The 19,975-nt window shown below is 47.6% G+C and carries 15 protein-coding genes; 14 read left to right on the forward strand and 1 reads right to left on the reverse strand.

Annotation, left to right across the window (positions count from 1 at the left end; translation table 11 throughout):
* Positions 1-7: 7 nt before the first annotated feature.
* On the reverse strand, positions 8-808 hold the full coding sequence (locus tag DXD65_RS04785) for a Cof-type HAD-IIB family hydrolase (RefSeq protein ID WP_005835301.1): 801 nt from the start codon (positions 806-808) through the stop codon (positions 8-10).
* 87 nt (positions 809-895) lie between these two features.
* Here DXD65_RS04785 and DXD65_RS04790 point away from each other — a divergent pair, with 87 nt between their 5' ends.
* The 14 genes from DXD65_RS04790 to DXD65_RS04855 all read left to right on the forward strand — a co-directional run bounded on the left by DXD65_RS04790 (position 896) and on the right by DXD65_RS04855 (position 19,925).
* Positions 896-1,789, forward strand: a complete 894-nt coding sequence (locus DXD65_RS04790; protein ID WP_008665553.1) for a prenyltransferase — start codon at positions 896-898, stop codon at positions 1,787-1,789.
* Positions 1,786-2,400, forward strand: coding sequence for a CPBP family intramembrane glutamic endopeptidase (locus DXD65_RS04795; RefSeq protein ID WP_005823820.1), 615 nt, complete (start codon positions 1,786-1,788; stop codon positions 2,398-2,400). The genes DXD65_RS04790 and DXD65_RS04795 overlap by 4 nt, the downstream gene beginning before the upstream one ends.
* A gap of 229 nt (positions 2,401-2,629) precedes the next feature.
* The gene (locus tag DXD65_RS04800; RefSeq protein WP_005835307.1) at positions 2,630-3,799 is read left to right on the forward strand and encodes a MalY/PatB family protein; all 1,170 of its coding nucleotides are present in this window, start codon (positions 2,630-2,632) and stop codon (positions 3,797-3,799) included.
* 25 nt (positions 3,800-3,824) lie between these two features.
* A complete protein-coding gene (locus DXD65_RS04805; RefSeq protein WP_005835310.1) occupies positions 3,825-5,459 on the forward strand; it encodes a helix-turn-helix transcriptional regulator in 1,635 nt (544 codons plus the stop codon).
* A 172-nt stretch (positions 5,460-5,631) separates the two neighbouring features.
* A complete protein-coding gene (locus DXD65_RS04810; RefSeq protein WP_034533042.1) occupies positions 5,632-8,037 on the forward strand; it encodes a TonB-dependent receptor domain-containing protein in 2,406 nt (801 codons plus the stop codon).
* An 88-nt stretch (positions 8,038-8,125) separates the two neighbouring features.
* Entirely contained in the window at positions 8,126-10,720 is a 2,595-nt protein-coding gene (gene xyl3A, locus DXD65_RS04815) for a xylan 1,4-beta-xylosidase (protein ID WP_117887409.1), read from the forward strand.
* Between the two features lie 198 nt (positions 10,721-10,918).
* The gene (locus DXD65_RS04820) at positions 10,919-11,875 is read left to right on the forward strand and encodes an SPFH domain-containing protein (RefSeq protein WP_117887396.1); all 957 of its coding nucleotides are present in this window, start codon (positions 10,919-10,921) and stop codon (positions 11,873-11,875) included.
* 12 nt (positions 11,876-11,887) lie between these two features.
* On the forward strand, positions 11,888-13,246 hold the full coding sequence (locus DXD65_RS04825) for an alpha/beta fold hydrolase (RefSeq protein WP_117588957.1): 1,359 nt from the start codon (positions 11,888-11,890) through the stop codon (positions 13,244-13,246).
* Between the two features lie 66 nt (positions 13,247-13,312).
* Positions 13,313-13,519 (forward strand): hypothetical protein, encoded by a 207-nt coding sequence (locus DXD65_RS04830; protein WP_005823802.1) that lies wholly within the window; start codon positions 13,313-13,315, stop codon positions 13,517-13,519.
* A 317-nt stretch (positions 13,520-13,836) separates the two neighbouring features.
* Entirely contained in the window at positions 13,837-15,219 is a 1,383-nt protein-coding gene (locus DXD65_RS04835; RefSeq protein WP_005823799.1) for a hypothetical protein, read from the forward strand.
* A gap of 29 nt (positions 15,220-15,248) precedes the next feature.
* Positions 15,249-16,400, forward strand: coding sequence for an imelysin family protein (locus DXD65_RS04840; protein WP_117599408.1), 1,152 nt, complete (start codon positions 15,249-15,251; stop codon positions 16,398-16,400).
* 109 nt (positions 16,401-16,509) lie between these two features.
* Positions 16,510-17,943 (forward strand): di-heme oxidoredictase family protein, encoded by a 1,434-nt coding sequence (locus DXD65_RS04845; RefSeq protein WP_085931069.1) that lies wholly within the window; start codon positions 16,510-16,512, stop codon positions 17,941-17,943.
* A 29-nt stretch (positions 17,944-17,972) separates the two neighbouring features.
* Positions 17,973-19,184, forward strand: a complete 1,212-nt coding sequence (locus DXD65_RS04850) for a porin (RefSeq protein ID WP_005823796.1) — start codon at positions 17,973-17,975, stop codon at positions 19,182-19,184.
* Between the two features lie 24 nt (positions 19,185-19,208).
* Positions 19,209-19,925: a hypothetical protein gene (locus tag DXD65_RS04855; RefSeq protein ID WP_008665536.1), complete on the forward strand. Its 717-nt coding sequence runs from the start codon at positions 19,209-19,211 to the stop codon at positions 19,923-19,925.
* Positions 19,926-19,975 lie beyond the last annotated feature (50 nt).

Genomic DNA, 19,975 nt, shown 5'->3' on the forward strand with positions numbered 1-19,975 from the left:
TTCAGATTTATGATGGATTCCCGACTATGCCGAAATATTTCAGGGCGTTGGCGATGCCGTCTTCATCAACAGAAGTGGTTGTGTAGTTACTGGCAGCTTTTACGTCGTTATTGGCATTGCCCATGGCTACACCGATACCGGCATGGCGCAACATGCTGATGTCATTTCCTCCGTCGCCGAAGGCCATGGTCTCTTCCAGCTTGATGCCGAAGTGGCGGATAATCTGGTCGATACCGTTTTGCTTGGTGTTTCCTTTGGCTGTCACGTCTACGAAGGCAGGATGCCAGCGGCCCATCTCGCAGTGGGGGACGGAGGGCAGGATGATTGCTTCTTCCTCGGCGTTGATAAAGGGAGTCAGCTGGAAGAAGGCTTTGTCGGCATGGCTGTCGGTATAGGGCTTTGCTTCGATGGGGTCCACTTTCAATTGGTGATGGAAGATTTCCTCCACTACTTCGCCGGGCTGGTTCACGCAGATGTCGTGCTCTCCCACCAGGATGCATGGGATGTTGCGTTCGTGGCAGAAAGCTGTCAAGGCATCCACTTCCGCTGTCGGTATGGGGCTTTTGTAGATAACGGTGTCTTCTACAAAGCAATAGGCGCCGTTCATCGTGATGTAGCCGTCTATCAGATTCCGTTCCTGCAAGGCGGACAAGTTGTTGATGATGACGCGCGGACGTCCGGTAGAAATGAAGATATGTATGCCTTTGGCCTTGGCGGCAGTCAACGCTTCAATAGTGGAAACGGGAATTTCGTGGGTCTTGAAGCTGACCAAGGTTCCGTCGATGTCAAAAAACAGAGCTTTTATCATAAGGGGTTCTTTTATCTTGTGCGCGAAATTACTTAAAAAAGCGAAGATATTTCGTACTTTTGCGCACAAATAAATGATAAATAACAAATGAAGAAACATTCTTTGAAAGATTGGATGATAGCGGTGCGTCCGTGGTCATTCCCCGCCTCTTCGATGCCGGTGGTGGTGACGTTGGCATATCTGTATTGGATGCAGCAGGACATAAACTGGGTGAACGGCATCTGGGCATTGCTGAACATCGTCGTGTTTCACGCTGCCGGGAATACCTGGAGCGATTATTTTGACTATAAGCATAAGGTCGATGCAAGGGATACCTTTGGCGCCAAGACCTTGACCGACGGGATGTTTGCTCCGCGCGAGATATATGGCTTGTCGATGGCATTGCTGGCAGTTGCCCTTGTTGCGGGTGTCGGCCTGCTGTGGCGTACGGGGTTGCCGTTGCTGTACATCGGTATAGGCGGCGCGGCTTGCTCGTTGCTTTATCCGCCGCTCAAGTATCGTGCGTTGGGCGATGTCGTCATCTTTTTGGCGTATGCCTTGCTGCCGACGTTGGGTACCTGCTATGTGGCTACGGGAGTAGTTGACTGGAATGTCTTGTGGATAGCTCTGCCGGTGGGACTGATTACGGTGGCCATTCTGCATGCCAATAATACACGGGATATGCGTACCGATGCCCGTGCCGAGATTCAGACACTGGCCATGAAGCTGGGAGGAAAGGCGTCGATGTACGTTTATTGTGCCGAAGTCCTTTTCCCTTTTGGCTGGATAGCCGGCTTGATAGCTGCGGGAACTCTTCCTCTATGGACCCTGCTGGTGATGCCGGCACTGGTTCCTGCCATAGGCAATGTACGGGTGGTGTCCCGTTTTCCCGGAAAGGGAGAAAGTGCCATAGCCGGTCTGGATGAGATGACGGCAAAACTCCAGTTGTTGTTCAGTCTGCTGTTCACGTTGTCGTTCGTTGTAGCCGGTTTGCTGTCATGAAGAAGCTGATTTTTACCATTCTGCTGGCTGCCGTGCTGTGGACGGTCATGTTTTCGCCTTGGACGGCTCCTTTCGTGAATTTCTGGTGGATGATGACCGGTTCTGCGCTCACGCTGTCCGTGTTTGCCACCTTGTTCAATCCCGGCTGGTGGCGGGAGGTGAAGTGGAGCTTGCCGAATGTCTTGCTGGGAATTGGCATTGCTGTTGCTTTGTGGGGCGTTTTCTGGTTGGGAGACAAGGTGTCATCTTGGATGTTCGATTTTGCCCGTCCGCAGGTGGACTCCATTTATGGGATGAAAGAGGGAGAGTCTCCTTGGCTGTTGGCGGCATTGCTACTGTTGCTGATAGGGCCGGCGGAAGAGATTTTCTGGCGCGGCTATGTGCAACGCACGCTTTCCAAACGCTGGAATCCGAATGCGGGTTTTGTGGTGGCTACTTTGATTTATGCACTGGTGCATGCCGGTTCCTGCAACTTCATGCTGGTCATGGCGGCTCTGGTGGTGGGGGCGGCATGGGGCGCGCTTTACCGTTTCTTTCCGAACCGCTTTGCCGCTATTATCTTGTCTCATGCAGTGTGGGATGTGGCGGTATTTATATTTTTCCCGATATGATTATTATTTACAAAAATAAGGTGGCAGTAATGGATTGTATACTGAGCCCTATTCAGTCGTATACTGAACCTATTTCAGTATACGACTGAATAGGGCTCAGTATACGACAGAAATAGGATGTATTTATACATGTTGATAATCAGATAGTTGTAAATTCTCTTTCGGGCGGTATAAAAACAAGACAAATTGATGCGTTGAATTAGTGAAACTACAATAAAAAGACAAGCAAATGACTTACAATTTTGATGAAGTAATAGAGCGCCGTGGTACCGACTCCGTGAAATGGGACGGTGTGAAGAGTGTATGGGGACGCGATGACCTCCTCCCCATGTGGGTGGCGGATATGGATTTCCGCACGCCCCCGTTTGTGATGGAAGCCTTGCGGAAGCGTCTTGAACATGAAGTGCTGGGCTATACGTCTGCGTGTGAGGAATGGTATACTTCCATTTGTAGCTGGCTCAGTCGTCGCCACGGTTGGGACGTCACTCGCGAGATGCTGACTTTTGTACCCGGCATTGTCCGCGGTCAAGCCTTCGCATTGCAATGCTTCACCAATCCCGGCGACCGGGTAATGGTGATGACTCCCGTTTATCATCCCTTCTTCCTGGTGACGCAACGCATGAAGCGCGAAGTGGTTTACTCTCCGCTCGACCTGAAAGATGGACAGTATCAGATTGACTTTGAGCGTTTCCGTAAGGATATACAAGGATGCAAAGTATTGATTCTCTGCAATCCCCATAACCCGGGCGGGCGTGTATGGACGGTGGACGAATTACGCCGGATTGCTGATATTTGTACGGAAAGCCATACGTTTGTCATCTCCGATGAAATTCATGCCGACTTGACTCTGCCACCTTACAAACACCATCCTTTTGCTACTGTTTCGGGGGCTGCCGCGCAGAATTCCCTCACCTTCATGGCACCCAGCAAAACATTCAATATGCCGGGATTGGGAAGTTCGTACGCCATTATCCTCAATGAGGACATCCGCCACCGTTTTCAGGAGTTCATGGAAGCGGGCGAGTTCAGCGAAGGGCACATGTTGGCCTATATCGGTGCGGCTGCTGCCTATATGCATGGTGAGGAATGGTTGGAACAGCTGCTGGACTATATAAAGGGCAATATCGATTTCACGGAGAACTACCTGCGCGAGCATATTCCGGGCATCGGCATGATACGTCCGCAGGCTTCTTACCTGATTTATCTGGACTGCCGGGGATTGGGGCTGACTCAGGAGGAACTGGTGAGACTATTTGTGGACAAGGCACACCTGGCACTGAATGACGGCACCATGTTCGGTGAACCGGGTAAGGGATTTATGCGGCTGAATATCGGCTGCCCGCGTTCGGTGTTGGAGCAGGCGCTGAAGCAACTGGAAACTGCGGTTGCAGACAAATGATAGAAAAAACTATATCTCCTATATTATGAATAGATTACCTTTCCTTGGACTATTGTTTGCGTTGCTGTGCCTTGTTGCCTGCCGGCAGATGAATGAGGCACATCTGTTACATCTGGCAGAAAAACAGGTGAATATGAATGTGGACAGCGTGTATGCCTTGCTGGTACAGATAGAGAGGCCATCGCAACTTTCGGATGAGGAGAGGCTGTTGTATGGATGGCTGAATGCTTATGTGCACTATAAGCGGCACAACTCGATGGCGGAAGATTCCTTGATATTGCCTGCTTCCGATTATTACGTCTTCCGCAACGACACGGCGAAGAATCTGTTTTCCTATCAGTTGAAAGCCTGGTACTGGTATTGGCTGAAAGAGCACGAACGGTGTATAGCTGCCATTGACAGCGGCGTAGCTTTGGCCAAGGCGCTGCAGGACACGGGAAGAATGGCTGATATGCTGATTGATAAGGCATACTGGTATGTGTATGTCTGGAAAGATTATGAGAAAGCGATAGAAACTTTCCGTACCGCCATAGCTTTGGACGCAAGAGCCGGAAGCTTCTTCTCTATGGGAATTGCCATGGGGCTGAACAAGAATGATTCTGCATCCTATTACATGGAGCGCAGCATAGAACTGGCAGTGGAGGCAGAAGATACCAGTAAGATAGTGCATTATTTGCGTAACTATGCCCAGATGCAGGCTTACTCTTTTGATGAACCTTCCGGTGCAATAGCTACTATTCGTCGTATGGAGCAGTATGTCATCGACCCGGTGCAGTTGCGTATGGGAGATCTGGTGAAAGTGGAAGTGTTCTTGAAAGAAGGGCTGCTTGATTCGGCGGAATACTATTTGAATAAGGAGAGGAAACGTGGCGAGGGCCGGAACCGGTTTTTGACGGAAGAGAATATGGTGGCGGTATATAGGGCATTGATAGATTATACACGTCACCGTACGTTTGATGTGCTGGACGTGGCGCGCTATAATGATTCTGTAGCCAATGCTCTTACTGCGTTGCAGAGTACTGTCCGGCGTAAGGACGAGTCGAAGGAGACGCTTTCGCAAGCCAACTTGATTCTGACGGTGGAACGGAAGCAGGCACAACTGAATTTGTTGCTGGCACTGTTGGTACTGGTGCTTGCAGGTGGTGGTGTGTCCCTTTATATCCGTAACCGGCGCAACCGGCTGATTGAAGCGGAAGAACGGGCGGAAACACTGACCCGGTTGCTGGAAGATGCGACCAGGAACCAGTCGAAAGGGGAAGACGGGCAGTTTTTTCGGAAAATACTGTTGCAGCAATTAGGCATGATACGGCTGGTGGCTAAACAACCTACCTCACAGAATCAGGAGCTGCTTCGCCGCATTTCGGGTATTACCAGCCATGAACTGCCGGTAGAGAGTTTGCTGGTATGGGAGGACTTGTATCCTATCATAGACCGGATTTATGATAACTTCTACACAAAGATGGACAGCTGTTTTGGCGATGTGCTCATTGACAAAGAAAAGCAGCTTTGCTGCCTGCTCTGTGCGGACTTCTCGACGAAGGAGATTAGTGTGGTGACACAACAGAGCATTCCTACCATTTACCAGCGAAAGACGAATATCCGCAAGAAACTGGGGATGGGGGAGAAGGAAGGCATCGTAGAGTTTATAGGCAGCATATAGACCGGAAAAGGCATAATATAGACTTTTGTAAAATTAAAGTGTTGATATGTAGTGATTTGTAGTTTTGGGATATAGACTTTTTATTCCTCGATATAGACCGTTTGAGGCATGTTTTACCCCTACCTTTGTATCAGCGAAATACAAGGTGTGAAATATTGAAATCAAACGCATGATGAAAGAAAAACTACTGAACAACGTTAGAAAAAGAGTGATGGTATGGGTGGCCTTGGCAAGTATGGCAACTCTGCTTCCTGCTCAGACTTACCGGCTTTCCGGTTGTGTGCAGGACGAGAACCGCCAACCGGTAGAGGTGGCGAATGTGCTGCTGAAGCAGGCAAAAGACAGTACCTATATTACCGGTATGCTGACCGACACACAAGGTTGTTTTTCCTTTGACCAGCCACTGGGAGAATACTTGTTGCATATTACCCTTATCGGCAGCGAAGACCTCTACGTTCCCGTTGTGCTGCAAGGAAACAAAAACGTTGGCGAATTGACATTGAAATCTTCTTCCGCCTTGCTGGACGAAGTGACCGTTACGGCCGCGCGTCCCGTTATCAAGCGTCTGGTGGATAGGGTAGTGTTCGATGCACATAATACCATAGCCTCTGCCGGAGGCAGTGCACTCGACCTTCTGCGTGAAGTGCCCGGTCTGCAGGTTGGACAAAACAGTATTGGTATTATAGGTAAAGGGGGTATCAAGGTTTATATCAACGACCGTGAGACGAAGCTGTCGGGAGATGAACTGATAGATTACCTCCGTTCCTATGACGCCTCCCAGATACTGAAGGTGGAGGTGATTACCACGCCTCCGTCCAAATATGATGCCGCCGGAAATGCAGGCATCATCAATATTCGCTTGAAGTCACGTCCCAAAGATTACGTGGGTGGTACGGCTTCCGCTTCCTACAGCGCTGGTGAAAAGGACAATTACGGATATGGCGGGGTAAGCCTGAACCTCAGCAAGGGGCGCGTGTCATCCTTCCTCAACGGGGGTACTACGCAGGGCAACTATGAGACGCGTGAGAAGAATTACCGCTATTTTCCGCAGAACACCTGGAACAGCCGTGCCGACTACACCAATTACATGAATAGCTTCTACCTTCAGGGAGGTGTGGACGTATCGTTGGAACGGGACTGGACTGTAGGTATGCAGGCCATCTATAATCACAGTGCTCCCAAACCGGGCAACGCCCTTTCATGGACGGAAGTTTACGATGCCTCTACCGCCGTATTGGATTCTTTGCTGTACTCCAACAGTGACAAGGATACCAGTTCCGACCGCCTCAATCTGAATTTTCATACCGATAAGGTCTGGGATGACAAAGGCAAGAAAATGACTTGGGATGTGGATTACCTGCGTGACAACCGGGACGAAAATATGGGCTTTCTCTCGAAAACCCTCCTGCCTGACGGTACGGAGATTCCGGGCACAAACTTCGATTACAACTATCTGCAACATCGCAAGGTAGATGTAGTCTCCTCCGCTCTTGATTTCATCCTTCCTTTTGAAAAGTACAAGATAACGGCAGGTGCCAAGGTCTCCTTTACCAACACTCGCAACGGTATCAATTACGATACATCGGACCCTACGCTGGTGCAGGATGATTATTTCCGTTACAAGGAGCAAATCTATGCCTTATATGCTGATTATAGCCGTGAATTTTCCGAACGTTTTTCCATGCAGTTGGGCTTGCGTATGGAGCACACCCGCACTACCGGTATTTCCGAAGCGAAGGATACGGAGGACAAGCACGACTATACGCGCTTGTTCCCTACTGTCTATCTGCTTTATTCGCCTACAGACGGGCATGCGCTGAACTTCAGTTTCTCCAACCGCATCTCCCGTCCGTCACAGAATATGGTCAATCCTTTTCCGTTCTATCAGAACAAATATACGTATGCCTGCGGACGTGAGGACTTGAAACCCAGCTACACTTACAATGCAGAACTGGGATATACGTTGAAGAACAACTTCAATGTTTCCGCTTATTATTCTTATTCGGACGATGTATTCTTCCAGGTTGTGGACTTGGATGCCGAAACGAATGTGACTTCTTTCCTTTGGGAGAATTTCATGCAGACGCATGCTTTCGGGCTTAACAATTCGTACACTTTCCGTACCAAATGGCTGCAAGCTTACGCCCAGCATGGAGTGAGCTATCGCCGGACTACCTCCAGCGCTGCCACCACCTCTCCCGAGGAGAAAGGATGGGCTTATGACGCCAGTCTGCGCAACACTTTCTTCTTCAATGAAAAGAAGACTCTTCTGGCCACGTTGTCCGGTTCCTATTCTTCCCGTCAGTATCAGGGCATCTATCTGATGAGTCCCACTTACAGCGTCAGTGCAGGTATGCTTTACCGGTTGTTGGACAATAAGCTCAACCTCAGCCTGAATGTCAACAATTTGTTTGTCAGCCATTCCAAATTGGAAACCATGTCCAACGGGCTGAAGATAATTGCCGACAATCAGTTTGCCTTTGCCAGTTTCCGTATCGGTGTATCCTATACTTTCGGTGGTGATATACGTAGTAAGGGTCAGCGGAACAGTAACGGGGATATTCAGAGGAGGCTATAATAAGAAGTTTATTGCGTGTTGGCAATTGGAAGAAAATATTTATCTTTGTGATACAAGCGATTGTAACAACGATTAATATAAAACTATGATGAAACAGAAACTTCTTTACCTTTTGCCACTCTTCCTATTGTCGGGATGTGGACAGGCTACTTACAAGAATGCATCTCTGCCGGCAGAAGAGCGTGCCGGACTTTTGCTGAAGGAACTGACGCTCGAAGAGAAGGTGTCCTTGATGATGGACAGCTCCAAACCGGTGGAACGCCTGGGCATCAAGCCCTATAACTGGTGGAATGAAGCGTTGCATGGAGTGGCGCGTGCCGGGCTGGCCACAGTGTTTCCCCAACCGATTGGTATGGCGGCATCTTTCTCGCCGGAGACTGTATACGAGGTATTTACTGCCGTATCCGATGAGGCCCGTGCCAAGAATGCCTACTATACATCCCAGGAAAGCCATGAACGCTATCAAGGATTGACGATGTGGACGCCTACAGTGAATATCTATCGCGACCCCCGCTGGGGAAGGGGTATAGAGACTTATGGGGAAGACCCTTATCTGACCAGCCGTATGGGTGTGATGGTTGTAAAAGGTTTGCAGGGTACGAACGATGGAAAATATGACAAGCTGCATGCTTGTGCCAAGCACTTTGCCGTACACTCCGGTCCGGAATGGAACCGCCATGAGTTTAATGCGGAAAATATCAAGCCCCGTGATTTGTATGAAACTTATCTTCCTCCTTTCGAGGCTTTGGTGAAAGAAGGAAAAGTGAAGGAGGTGATGTGTGCCTACAACCGTTTTGAGGGCGATCCTTGCTGCGGTAGCGACCGCCTACTGATGCAGATTTTGCGCGATGAGTGGGGATTTGACGGTATTGTCCTTTCGGACTGTGGAGCTATTGCCGATTTTTACAGAGACTATGGTCATAAGACGCATCCTGATGCAGAGTCCGCTTCGGCGGCTGCGGTGCTGAGTGGAACTGACTTGGAGTGCGGTTCGAGTTACGAGGCCCTGGTAGAAGCGGTGAAGCAGGGAAAGATTGATGAAAAAGCAGTGGATGTAGCAGTCAAGCGTCTTTTGACGGCTCGCTTTGCCTTGGGTGAAATGGACGAGCCGGAGAAGGTGTCCTGGACCGGCATTCCTTTTTCTGTGGTGGCTTCTGCCGGACACGACTCTCTGGCGCTCGACATGGCTCGCAAGTCAATGACACTGCTTATGAACAAGGATAATACCTTGCCGTTGAAGCGTGGAGGGCTGACTATAGCCGTGATGGGTCCGAACGCCAATGATTCTGTGATGCAGTGGGGAAATTATAACGGTATGCCTCCGCACACAGTTACCATTCTGGACGGAATTAGAAAAGCTTTGGGGAGTGATGATCGGCTTATTTATGAACAAGGCTGCGGATGGGTGGAGAGAGCTCAGATACAGAGCGTCTTCAACCGTTGCAAGACTGCCGACGGGAAACCCGGATTTACTGCACGCTACTGGAATAACGTGACTCGTGACGGTGAGCCAGTCACTACTGCCCAAGTGACCACTCCTTTCCATTTCTGTACATCCGGTGCCACGGTTTTTGCTCCGGGTGTGAACCTTACCGACTTCTCGGCTACCTACAACAGCGTATTCACTCCCGACCAGTCGGGAGAGGTGGTCTTTGACATCTATGCTTATGGCTCAGGGAGATTGCGGATAAATGGGGAGGAAGTGAGAGGATTCTCCAATCAGCACGGTGGGCAGAAGAGTGCTTATACTTTGCAGGTACAAGCAGGAAAAACGTATGACGTTGAATTGGATTTTGAATATTTCCGTAGCGATGCACAGCTGAACTTTGACCTTGGATTTAAGAATGAAGTGGATGTGAGGAAATCTGTGGAGCGTGTAAAGGATGCTGATGTCGTGGTCTTTGTGGGAGGAGTCTCTCCGAACCTCGAAGGCGAGGAGATGGGTGTTGAGCTTCCCGGATTCAGAGGAGGCGACCGTACCGATATAGAGTTGCCTGCTGTCCAGCGGGAACTGATTGCCGCTTTGCACCGTGCCGGTAAAAAGGTGGTGTTGGTGAACTGTTCAGGTTCTCCTATCGGCTTGGAGCCGGAAACCGGGAGGTGTGGAGCTATCCTGCAGGCATGGTATCCCGGTCAGGCAGGTGGTACGGCTGTAGCCGAAGTCTTGTTCGGTGATTACAATCCGGCAGGACGCTTGCCGGTCACCTTCTACCGTAATGTGTCACAGCTTCCTGATTTTGAGGATTATAATATGACCGGCCGGACTTACCGTTACATGACCCAGGAACCGCTTTTCCCCTTCGGTCATGGATTGAGCTATACCTCTTTCTGCTATGGCGCTGTGGTGCTTGGTTCGGATAATATAAAGTCCGGTGAGAAATTGAGATTGAATGTCCCCGTAACCAATACCGGCAAATGTGACGGTGAAGAGGTTGTGCAGGTCTATTTGAAGAAAAACGATGATGTCGAAGGACCGAGCAAGGCATTGCGTGCTTTCAAACGGGTACATATCCCGGCAGGAAAGACGGTCGATGTAGAGTTTGATTTGGGCGATAAAGAGTTGGTGTGGTGGAATCCGCAAAGCAATACCATGTGCGTTTCCGAAGGCAGTTATGAACTTATGGTGGGCGGTAGCTCGCAGACTGCTGGTTTGCTGCGCCGGTCTTTTGTCATTCAGCCTTGATACATTGCTGACAAAGTCGAAAAAGAAAATTCCGCTTGAAGGTAAGTCATGACCCTCAAGCGGAATTTTTGTGTACTGGGGATACATGTTCTTAATAATCCTTAATACAATATGTTAACTTCCTTGCTTCTCTGTTCTTATCTAATTTTAATTGATATATTTGTGATATCATTATGATATCAATTAAATCTATAGAATATGGAAACAAAAGAGTGTGGTTTCAGTGGTTTCAAGATGAATGGCTTTTTGGCCTTGTTCCTTCATTTGGTAGTGCTTACGGCAGTGATAATCTTTGGGTTTATCATTTCTGTGCCTACCTTGATCCTTTCGGTGTGTCTGTGTCTGATATGGTTTATTATGTTTGCCGGCTATATGGAGCTGGAGCCGAACGAGGCGCGTGCTATGGTGTTCTTTGGTAAATATAAAGGGACGTTCAAGGAGACCGGCTTTTTCTGGGTAAACCCTTTCCTTAATAAGAAGAAGCTTTCGCTTCGTGCACGCAACCTGGATGTGGAGCCGATAAAGGTGAACGATAAGATTGGTAATCCTATTCTTATAGGACTGGTATTGGTGTGGAAGCTGAAGGACACCTATAAAGCCATGTTTGAGATTGATTCACAAACAATGGCTGCATCCGCTCCGACAGCGGGTAATACGAACCAGGTCAGTCTTGGCAATGCGGTGGCCAACCGTATGAATGCGTTCGAGAATTTCGTCATGATACAGAGTGATGCCGCTCTTCGCCAGGTTGCCGGTCAGTATGCCTATGATGATAATGAGGCTGATACGGAAGAGTTGACACTTCGTTCGGGCGGTGAGGAAATCAATGAACAGCTGGAGCAGAAATTGAATGAACGCCTGGCCATGGCAGGTATGGAAGTGGTGGAAGCGCGTATCAACTATCTGGCATATGCGCCCGAAATTGCCGCTGTGATGCTGCGTCGCCAGCAAGCATCTGCCATTATTACGGCACGCGAGAAGATTGTGGAAGGGGCAGTCTCTATGGTAAAAATGGCGCTCCATAAACTTTCTGAAGAAGAAATTGTTGAACTGGACGAAGACAAGAAAGCAGCAATGGTCAGCAATCTGTTGGTAGTGCTTTGTGCGGACGAGGCTGCCCAACCGGTAGTCAATACGGGAACGTTGAACCATTGATAAAGGATACGGATGAAAGAGATGGGAGGCATAGGACGGTGGGCTCTTATACTGCTCTTGCTGGGCAATGTATATGGGGGCTTTGCACAAGATGCGAATACTGCGCGCGCGCAGCACATTTATGAATTGTTTGTGGCAGGGCAAGGTGACAGCATCCATGCGGCATTGAACCGGGAGTTGCAGGAGAAACTGGCTCCGGCACTCTTCAATGATTCTTTCCGGCAAGCAGAGAAAATGTTTGGTAAATCCATATCAAAAGGAGAATGGAAGACCGATTCTGCCCAGGGAATTACTATCTATTATTCCGATGTGGAATTTGAACGTTATAATCTCCGCTTTCTAGTGGCTTTTGATGCTGACGGGGCACTGAATACAATCCGGCTAGTCCCTGCACCTGCTGTTAGCACTGCCCAACCGGTAGCCTATGATAAGACAAAAATGGATGAAAGGGATATTACGCTGGGAGCCGACGGCTACAAGCTTCCCGGAACGTTGACTTTGCCCAAGAGGGCAGTCGGTTCGGATGTATGCAGGGTTCCTTGTGTTATTCTGGTACATGGTTCCGGTCCTCACGACCGTGACGAGACGATAGGTCCCAACAAGCCTTTCCGTGACCTGGCCTGGGGATTGGCGGAACGCGGCATTGCCGTCGTCCGCTATGAAAAACGGACAAAAGCATATGGTGCGGCTTGCGTTCCTGCCGGTCGCGAACTCGATTATGATACTGAGGCCGTGGACGATGCCGTTGCCATAGTGGAGCAGGTAAGGGCTTTGCCCGAGCTGGCTTCTGACAGTGTGTATGTGTTGGGGCACAGCCTGGGAGGTACATTGGCTCCCCGTATTGCCGGGCGTTCGAAAGGTTTGGCAGGTATCATTATCCTTGCCGGACTGGCAAGACCGCTTGAAGATGCTCTTGAGGAACAGTTTTATTATACCTCTTCTTTGACGGATTCTTCAGTCAATGTAAAGGCTCAACTTGATGAACTGAAACAACAGTTGGTGAATGTCAAAAAGCTTGGTACCGAAGAGTTCGATGAGGCAATTCCCTTACCGTTGGGGCAGCCTCGCTCATATTGGCTGTTTGCCAACGCTTACAAACCGGTGGAGGTTGCCGCTAAACTAAAGCTGCCCATATTTGTTCTTCAAGGGGAGAGAGATTATCAAGTGACTATGGAAGACTTCGGTTTATGGCGTTCCGGTCTGTTGCGTTGTAAGAATGCGTACTTCAAATCTTATCCGAAATTGAATCACTTGTTGCAGGAAGGCAGCGGCAAGGCGACTCCGTTTGAGTATAGCCATGCTTCGCCCGTCCCGGCATATGTTATGGATGACATTGCCTCCTTCGTGCGGGGCAAGCAGAATACTCTTTGATTGGTACTTGGTTATATCAAAGTAACTTCAATCATAAATCGTAAATTGTTAAATAGTAAATAAATAGTGGCTAAAAAAGAAACTTCAACCAAAAGCTTTGTCCTCCGTGTGGATGCTGCAACGATGGATGCCATTGAAAAATGGGCAGCCGACGAGTTCCGTAGTACCAATGGACAGCTTCAGTGGATTATCGCTGAAGCATTGCGGAAGAGTGGGCGGATGAAGAAGTCCAAGAATCCTCCTCCGTCTGAAGAGAAAGCAAAGGAGGATTAGTGATAACAGATTCTAAATCGTAGATAATATGATTAATCTTGGTCCTTATTCCGGCAAGAAATGCCCTAATGTCCGTTTCCAACCCACTGTGCTTGACCGTATTCTGGAAGGTACGGCCCTGCTTATCGTGCTCGTTACGTGGATTAGCATTTTAATAGTTCTTTTACCATTTATCCTCCTTTTTCATCTTTATTTGTTGTTATAAATCTGCCATTACCTACTAATGGTTACTCTTTCTCTTCTTTTCGCAATTTTTAGGTATTGTTCTCCTTTTTAACTACCTCTACCTTTGCTCCCAACAAAATTTAAGATAAAAGATGAGAAAATTAACTGGCTTATTCGTTTTATGTTTTTTGCTTTCTGCCAATGCTTTGCAGGCTGCTGAACCTGAAAAAGTTACTTCTGCAGCAGAGAGTACGGAGATTTCAACAGACAAAGAGAAAAAGGAAAAAGTAGCGAATGATGGCGACAACTACAAGAAATTCCGTTTCGGTGGATACGGAGAAATGGTTGCAAGTTTTAAGGATTATGGTATTAACCGTTTCTATGGTGCACCTGAAGGCAATCCAGACAAACATAGGAATACAATTTCTATACCCCGTTTCGTGTTGGCTCTGGATTACAAGTTCAATTCCAAATGGATACTCGGTGCTGAAATCGAGTTTGAATCCGGTGGTACGGGTACTGCTTATGAACTTGAGAATACGGAAAACGGTGAGTATGAAACGGAGGTGGAAAAGGGTGGCGAAGTGGCTATCGAGCAATTCCACATTACCCGTTTAATTGTTCCACAATTCAACATACGTGCCGGTCACATCATTGTCCCGGTAGGATTGACCAACGCCCATCATGAACCAATCAATTTCTTTGGAACTTATCGGCCGGAAGGAGAGACAACCATCCTTCCTTCTACGTGGCATGAAAACGGACTCGAGTTTTTTGGTTCTTTTGGAAAAGGATATGCCAGCTTTGATTATCAGGCCATGATAGTGGCCGGTCTGAATGCCAATGGCTTTGACCGTAACACCTGGATAGCAAGTGGCAAACAAGGCATCTTTGAAGAAGACAACTTTACTTCACCGGGCTATGTGGCTCGTCTGGACTATAAGGGGGTTCCGGGGTTGCGTATAGGTGCTTCGTTCTATTACTGCGCTGATGCCGGTTCCAATTCTGACAAAGCGGATACTTATTCGTCTACCGGTAAGATTCCGGTAAGAATTTATACGGCAGATGCCCAATACCGTAATAAATATGTGGTTGCCCGTGCCAATATGGTATACGGAAATTTGGGTAATTCAGCGAAGCTTAGTGAGGCAAATACCAAATTGTCGAATAAATCTCCTTACAGCCGTATAACCCCCATTGCAAAGAATGTAGTCAGTTATGCAGCCGAGGCCGGTTTGAATATCAGCGCTTTCTTCAAAGGAAACAGGAAAGTTCCGGTTATCTACCCCTTTGCACGTTATGAATATTATAATCCGCAAGAAAAGGGAGAGGCCAGCCAGATAATGGAGAAACGTTGTCAGGTAAGCATGTGGACTGCTGGATTGAATTGGTATGCCTTGCCTAATCTGGTGGTAAAGGCTGACTACACTACCCGCCAAATCGGAACAAACAAGGTTTTTGGAACTGGCAAGTATAATAGTGAAAATGAGTTTTCGATTGGTATTGCCTATATCGGTTGGTTTGTCAAGAAGTAGATGAATAGTAATCAATTAATTTTATACAGATGAAGAAAAATTTCTTTTATGCGACAGCTTTGGTATTAGGGCTGGCATTTACGGCTACTGCTTGTAGCGATGATGATGACAACAGTACAGTTAATCCTGCTGACATTGAGTATAATTCGGAGAATGCGGCAAGTTGGCACAACTACATGAGAAATGTGGCGGCTTTGTTGAAGACAGATGCCACCAATCTTTATGATTCTTGGAATACGAGTTATAAGGGTGGGGCAAGTTTTGCAACTTCCTTCAAAGCTCATAATGGTGCCTATAACTTTTCAAGTGCCTGGAACTGTATAGAGCAGGTTATCGACGGTTGTGTTGAAATCTCCAATGAGGTAGGTGAGACGAAGATTGGTGATCCATATAATAAATATATGGCAAACAATGTTACAGAGGCCCTCTATGCTGTTGAGTCATGGTATAGCTGGCATTCCCGTGATGATTATACCAATAATATTTACTCAATCCGCAATGCCTATTACGGCTCTTTGGACGGTAAGGTGAGCGACAAGTCAATTTCAAAATTGGTGGCTGGAGTCAATGCGGAGTTGGATACGAAAGTGTCGGCAGCTATCACTACGGCAGCATCGGCTATTCAGGCTATTCCCCAACCTTTCCGTAATAATATCAACAGTCAGGAAACGGTAGCGGCTATCAAGGCTTGTGAAGAACTGGAAAGTGTATTGGATAAGGAGTTGAAACCTTATATCAGGGACAATAGCACCATTAACAGCAATGAAGCACTTGACCCGATTGTTGAAAATTATGTCAATGTTGTGGTTTTGCCTACCTATAAGGATTTGAAGGAGAAGAATAGTACGCTGTATGACGCTGTGGTGGCTCTTGCCAACAATCCCTCTAACAGTGCTTTTGAGACGGCATGCAATGCTTGGATAACAGCCCGTGAACCTTGGGAGGAAAGTGAGGCGTTCCTATTTGGGCCGGTGGATGAGCTGGGACTTGACCCGAATATGGATAGTTGGCCTTTGGACCAGAACGCCATTGTCCAGATTCTGAATTCCCAGAAATGGGGCGATTTGGAATGGAGCGAGGGTGATGATGATGCAAAAGTTGAATCTGCTCAAAATGTACGCGGATTCCATACTTTGGAATTCCTGCTTTTCAAGGATGGCAAGCCTCGTACAGTTAAATAAGAATTATTTATAAACAATACTCAAGAAGTAAAGGGGAGGATTTGGAGAATCCTGCCTTTACTTCTTTGGCATGTTTGGATATGCCATTATTAAAAAGTAGATAAAGATGATGAATCGTTTAATGAGATATTCATGTCTTCTCCTTTGTTTGTCGGCAGGTTTGACTGCTTGTGATGATGATGGGATTGACGTGTTGGATATAGAGATTCCTGAAGGATACGCTCTGTCTGCCGGAACGTCCACAATCTTCATGAATTCATCCAAGGCCTATGATTCACCGGCAGACTGGGTGTCGGGTGTTTACAACAGTCGCTTTAATGATGGTGACGGGCTTTACGATGATGTGCGTACGAGTAGCAATGGCATGGGAGGTGGTCTTGGCCCGGTCTATGCGGGGTATTCTTGTGGCAGTTGTCATCGTAATGCCGGCCGTACCAAACCGACGCTGTGGAGTGAAGGTGGATCGGGTAGTTACGGGTTTTCCTCGATGCTGGTTTATATAAGCCGCAAGAATGGTGCGTTTTTTCAGGATTATGGTCGTGTCCTCCATGACCAGGCCATTTATGGAGTGAAACCGGAGGGGAAGCTTTCTGTGGAGTATACTTATGAGACTTTTACCTTTCCCGACGGAGAGAAGTATGAACTTTGCAGACCGGCTTATTCCATATCCGAATGGTATGCTGACAGTATAAAGCCTGAAGATATGTTCTGTACGGTGCGTATCCCGTTGAGACATGTCGGTATGGGGCAAATGATGGCTTTGGAACCTACGGAGATTGAAGCGCTTGCTGCAAAAAGTAATTATCCGGAGTATGGTATAAGTGGCCGTTGCAATTACATTACCGAACGTGGTGTGAGAAGCTTGGGGCTGTCGGGAAATAAGGCTCAACATGCGGATTTGACTGTTGAACTTGGTTTTTCAAGTGATATGGGTGTTACCAATAGCCGCTATCCGGAAGAGATATGCGAGGGGCAGTCCCAGGTGAATCAAGGCAGCATGATGGGGCTTTCTTATGCCCAGTTGGATGTTTCTACAGAAGATATGGAAGATGTTGACTTGTATATGCAGAGTCTTGGTGTTCCTGCACGGCGTAATGTGAATGACCCGCAGGTGATAAGGGGAGAACAGAATTTCTATAAAGCCAAGTGCCATCTTTGCCATGTCACCACGTTGCATACCAAGCCTCGGGGCTCCGTGCTGTTGAACGGTACCCGTTTGCCATGGTTGGGAAGTCAGACAATTCACCCCTATTCGGATTTTTTGCTGCATGATATGGGCTCCGAAATTATGGGAGTCGGTCTGAATGATAACTATGTAAGTGGGTTGGCGCGTGGCAATGAATGGCGCACTACTCCGCTTTGGGGTATCGGGCTTCAGGAAAAGGTAAACGGACATACCTACTTCTTGCACGATGGTCGTGCCCGCAATCTTGTTGAAGCCATAATGTGGCATGGGGGAGAGGGAGAAGCATCGAAAAATCTCTTTAAGAACATGAGTAAGGATGACCGTGATGCCCTGATTGTATTTTTAAATTCACTTTAGAACTAATAAGCTTTATATAAAAAGTAATTATGAAGAAATTTTTATATGTCGCCATGCTGGCTGTTTTGCCTTTGACCGCTATGGCGCAACATGAGGAAGATACGGAGAATGGTGTAGTGTCATTGGCCGGAAGAGAAGGTTTTACCATTGAAACAAAGAAAGGTGATTTTGTTTTCAAGCCTTATCTGTTGGTACAAACGAGTGCTAATTTCAATTGGTATGATGATGAAGGCTTGGATAAGGCTTATAACCAAGATAATATTGCCAATTCGGGTTTTTCCATTCCTTATGCCGTACTTGGCTTTACTGGCAAGGCTTTTGGAAAAGTAGCTTTCAATCTGTCCATCAATGCTGCTGCAAGTGGAGGAGCGCTGTTACAGCAGGCGTGGTTTGATGTACAGCTGAAAAAACAATTTGCGATTCGTGTCGGAAAGTTCAAGACTCCATTCTCGCATGCCTATCTGACAACTCTTGGCGAAACACTGCTTCCCCAGTTGCCGGTTTCTCTGACGTCTTCTGTAATTTTGCCTTATTCGTTGAATGCCGTGACGCCTAATATCGGTACGGGATTTGACCTGGGTGTTGAAATTCACGGTCTGGTGGCAGATAAGTTCGGTTATGAAGTCGGCTTGTTCAATGGAACCGGAGCTTCCGTGAATACAGCTTCAAAGACGATGAGTGATGACTGGCATATCCCTTCATTGCTGTATGCCGGACGTCTGACTTATATGCCCAAGGGGGTGATGCCTTCCACACAAGGTAATCCTAACCGTTTGAACGAGGATAAGATATTATTCGGTCTTTCGGGTTCTATCAATGTGGAGAGTGAAAATGAGAGTACCAATGATACCCGTGTGGGGTTGGAATTTGCCATGTTGAAGAACAAGCTCTATCTGGCGGCTGAAGCTTATTATATGAATGTAGGTTTCACCAAACGGCAAAAGATAAATGAATCGTATAGCTTTTTAGGCGGTTATGTGCAAGGTGGTTACTTTGTCGCTCCCCGCCTACAGCTTGCCGCACGCTACGATATCTTCAATCGTAACGGTACGGATGACGACGGTTTCCTGAATATGCCAGCTGTAGGTATGAATTACTTTTTCAGAGGATGCAACCTGAAATTGCAGGCAATGTATCAGTATGTAGCCCGTTGGGGACACGACACGCAGCTCGACCGTGATAATGATAATTTAGGTCTGGCCACTCACTCTGCCACGGTGATGCTTCAATATACATTCTAAATGAAGTCAGGAAAGGATTCGTCTATGAAAAAATACATTCTTTTCTTTTTTCTGCCCGTGCTTCTTATAGGTCTGCATGCATGCGATGAGGGGAGAATTTATGAGAATGCCGTAGTGGCCACGGGTGAAGGACGCACAGTGAAGATGACAGGCCGGATTAGTGGTGTGGATAAGTGGTCGGGCGACTATAGTGTGGTAGTGGCAGGATTTGATGATGAAAGCGATTATGCCATTGTTTCAAAGGTTGTTCCGGCATCCGAATCGGATAATGATGAAATCCAGTTGACAATGTCCGGCATAACGGATGAGGTGACAACTGTCGAGCTATGTGTAATCAATAAGTTGAGGAAGCGCATTGTCAGTTTGGTGGCAATGGAATGTACTGAAATCGCTGATACTATACTTATGGATGCAGGAACAGTTGATGCAAGTATGTACAATGCCATTCAACAAAAAATATTCAATGCCACTTGTACGGCTTGCCATGGTCTTAGCACCACTCCGGGTGGTGGCTTGAATCTGCTGGAAGGACATAGCCATGCTGATCTGGTCAACCGGGCTTCAACGACGGTGGACGGTAAAATGAGGGTTATGCCCGGCAATGCGTCAGAAAGTGTCTTGCATCTCATATTGGGTACGGACATCAGCTCGGATTGGCGTATAGACCATTCTCAGATGATAACCTCATCTGATATGCAGTCTTTGATTGGCAACTGGATTGACGATGGTGCACAGCCGTAATAATGATGGGCCTTACTGGTAATACCGGTACTTTTTTGAACAACAACGAC

This window comes from Bacteroides sp. 4_1_36, assembly GCF_003466325.1.
GTDB lineage: Bacteria > Bacteroidota > Bacteroidia > Bacteroidales > Bacteroidaceae > Bacteroides > Bacteroides uniformis.

Coding starts and splice junctions, on each gene's coding strand:
- DXD65_RS04785 (WP_005835301.1), bottom strand. CDS start 808: ATGATAAAAGCTCTGTTTTTTGACATCGACGGAACCTTGGTCAGCTTC.
- DXD65_RS04790 (WP_008665553.1), top strand. CDS start 896: ATGAAGAAACATTCTTTGAAAGATTGGATGATAGCGGTGCGTCCGTGG.
- DXD65_RS04795 (WP_005823820.1), top strand. CDS start 1,786: ATGAAGAAGCTGATTTTTACCATTCTGCTGGCTGCCGTGCTGTGGACG.
- DXD65_RS04800 (WP_005835307.1), top strand. CDS start 2,630: ATGACTTACAATTTTGATGAAGTAATAGAGCGCCGTGGTACCGACTCC.
- DXD65_RS04805 (WP_005835310.1), top strand. CDS start 3,825: ATGAATAGATTACCTTTCCTTGGACTATTGTTTGCGTTGCTGTGCCTT.
- DXD65_RS04810 (WP_034533042.1), top strand. CDS start 5,632: ATGAAAGAAAAACTACTGAACAACGTTAGAAAAAGAGTGATGGTATGG.
- xyl3A (WP_117887409.1), top strand. CDS start 8,126: ATGAAACAGAAACTTCTTTACCTTTTGCCACTCTTCCTATTGTCGGGA.
- DXD65_RS04820 (WP_117887396.1), top strand. CDS start 10,919: ATGGAAACAAAAGAGTGTGGTTTCAGTGGTTTCAAGATGAATGGCTTT.
- DXD65_RS04825 (WP_117588957.1), top strand. CDS start 11,888: ATGAAAGAGATGGGAGGCATAGGACGGTGGGCTCTTATACTGCTCTTG.
- DXD65_RS04835 (WP_005823799.1), top strand. CDS start 13,837: ATGAGAAAATTAACTGGCTTATTCGTTTTATGTTTTTTGCTTTCTGCC.
- DXD65_RS04840 (WP_117599408.1), top strand. CDS start 15,249: ATGAAGAAAAATTTCTTTTATGCGACAGCTTTGGTATTAGGGCTGGCA.
- DXD65_RS04845 (WP_085931069.1), top strand. CDS start 16,510: ATGAATCGTTTAATGAGATATTCATGTCTTCTCCTTTGTTTGTCGGCA.
- DXD65_RS04850 (WP_005823796.1), top strand. CDS start 17,973: ATGAAGAAATTTTTATATGTCGCCATGCTGGCTGTTTTGCCTTTGACC.
- DXD65_RS04855 (WP_008665536.1), top strand. CDS start 19,209: ATGAAAAAATACATTCTTTTCTTTTTTCTGCCCGTGCTTCTTATAGGT.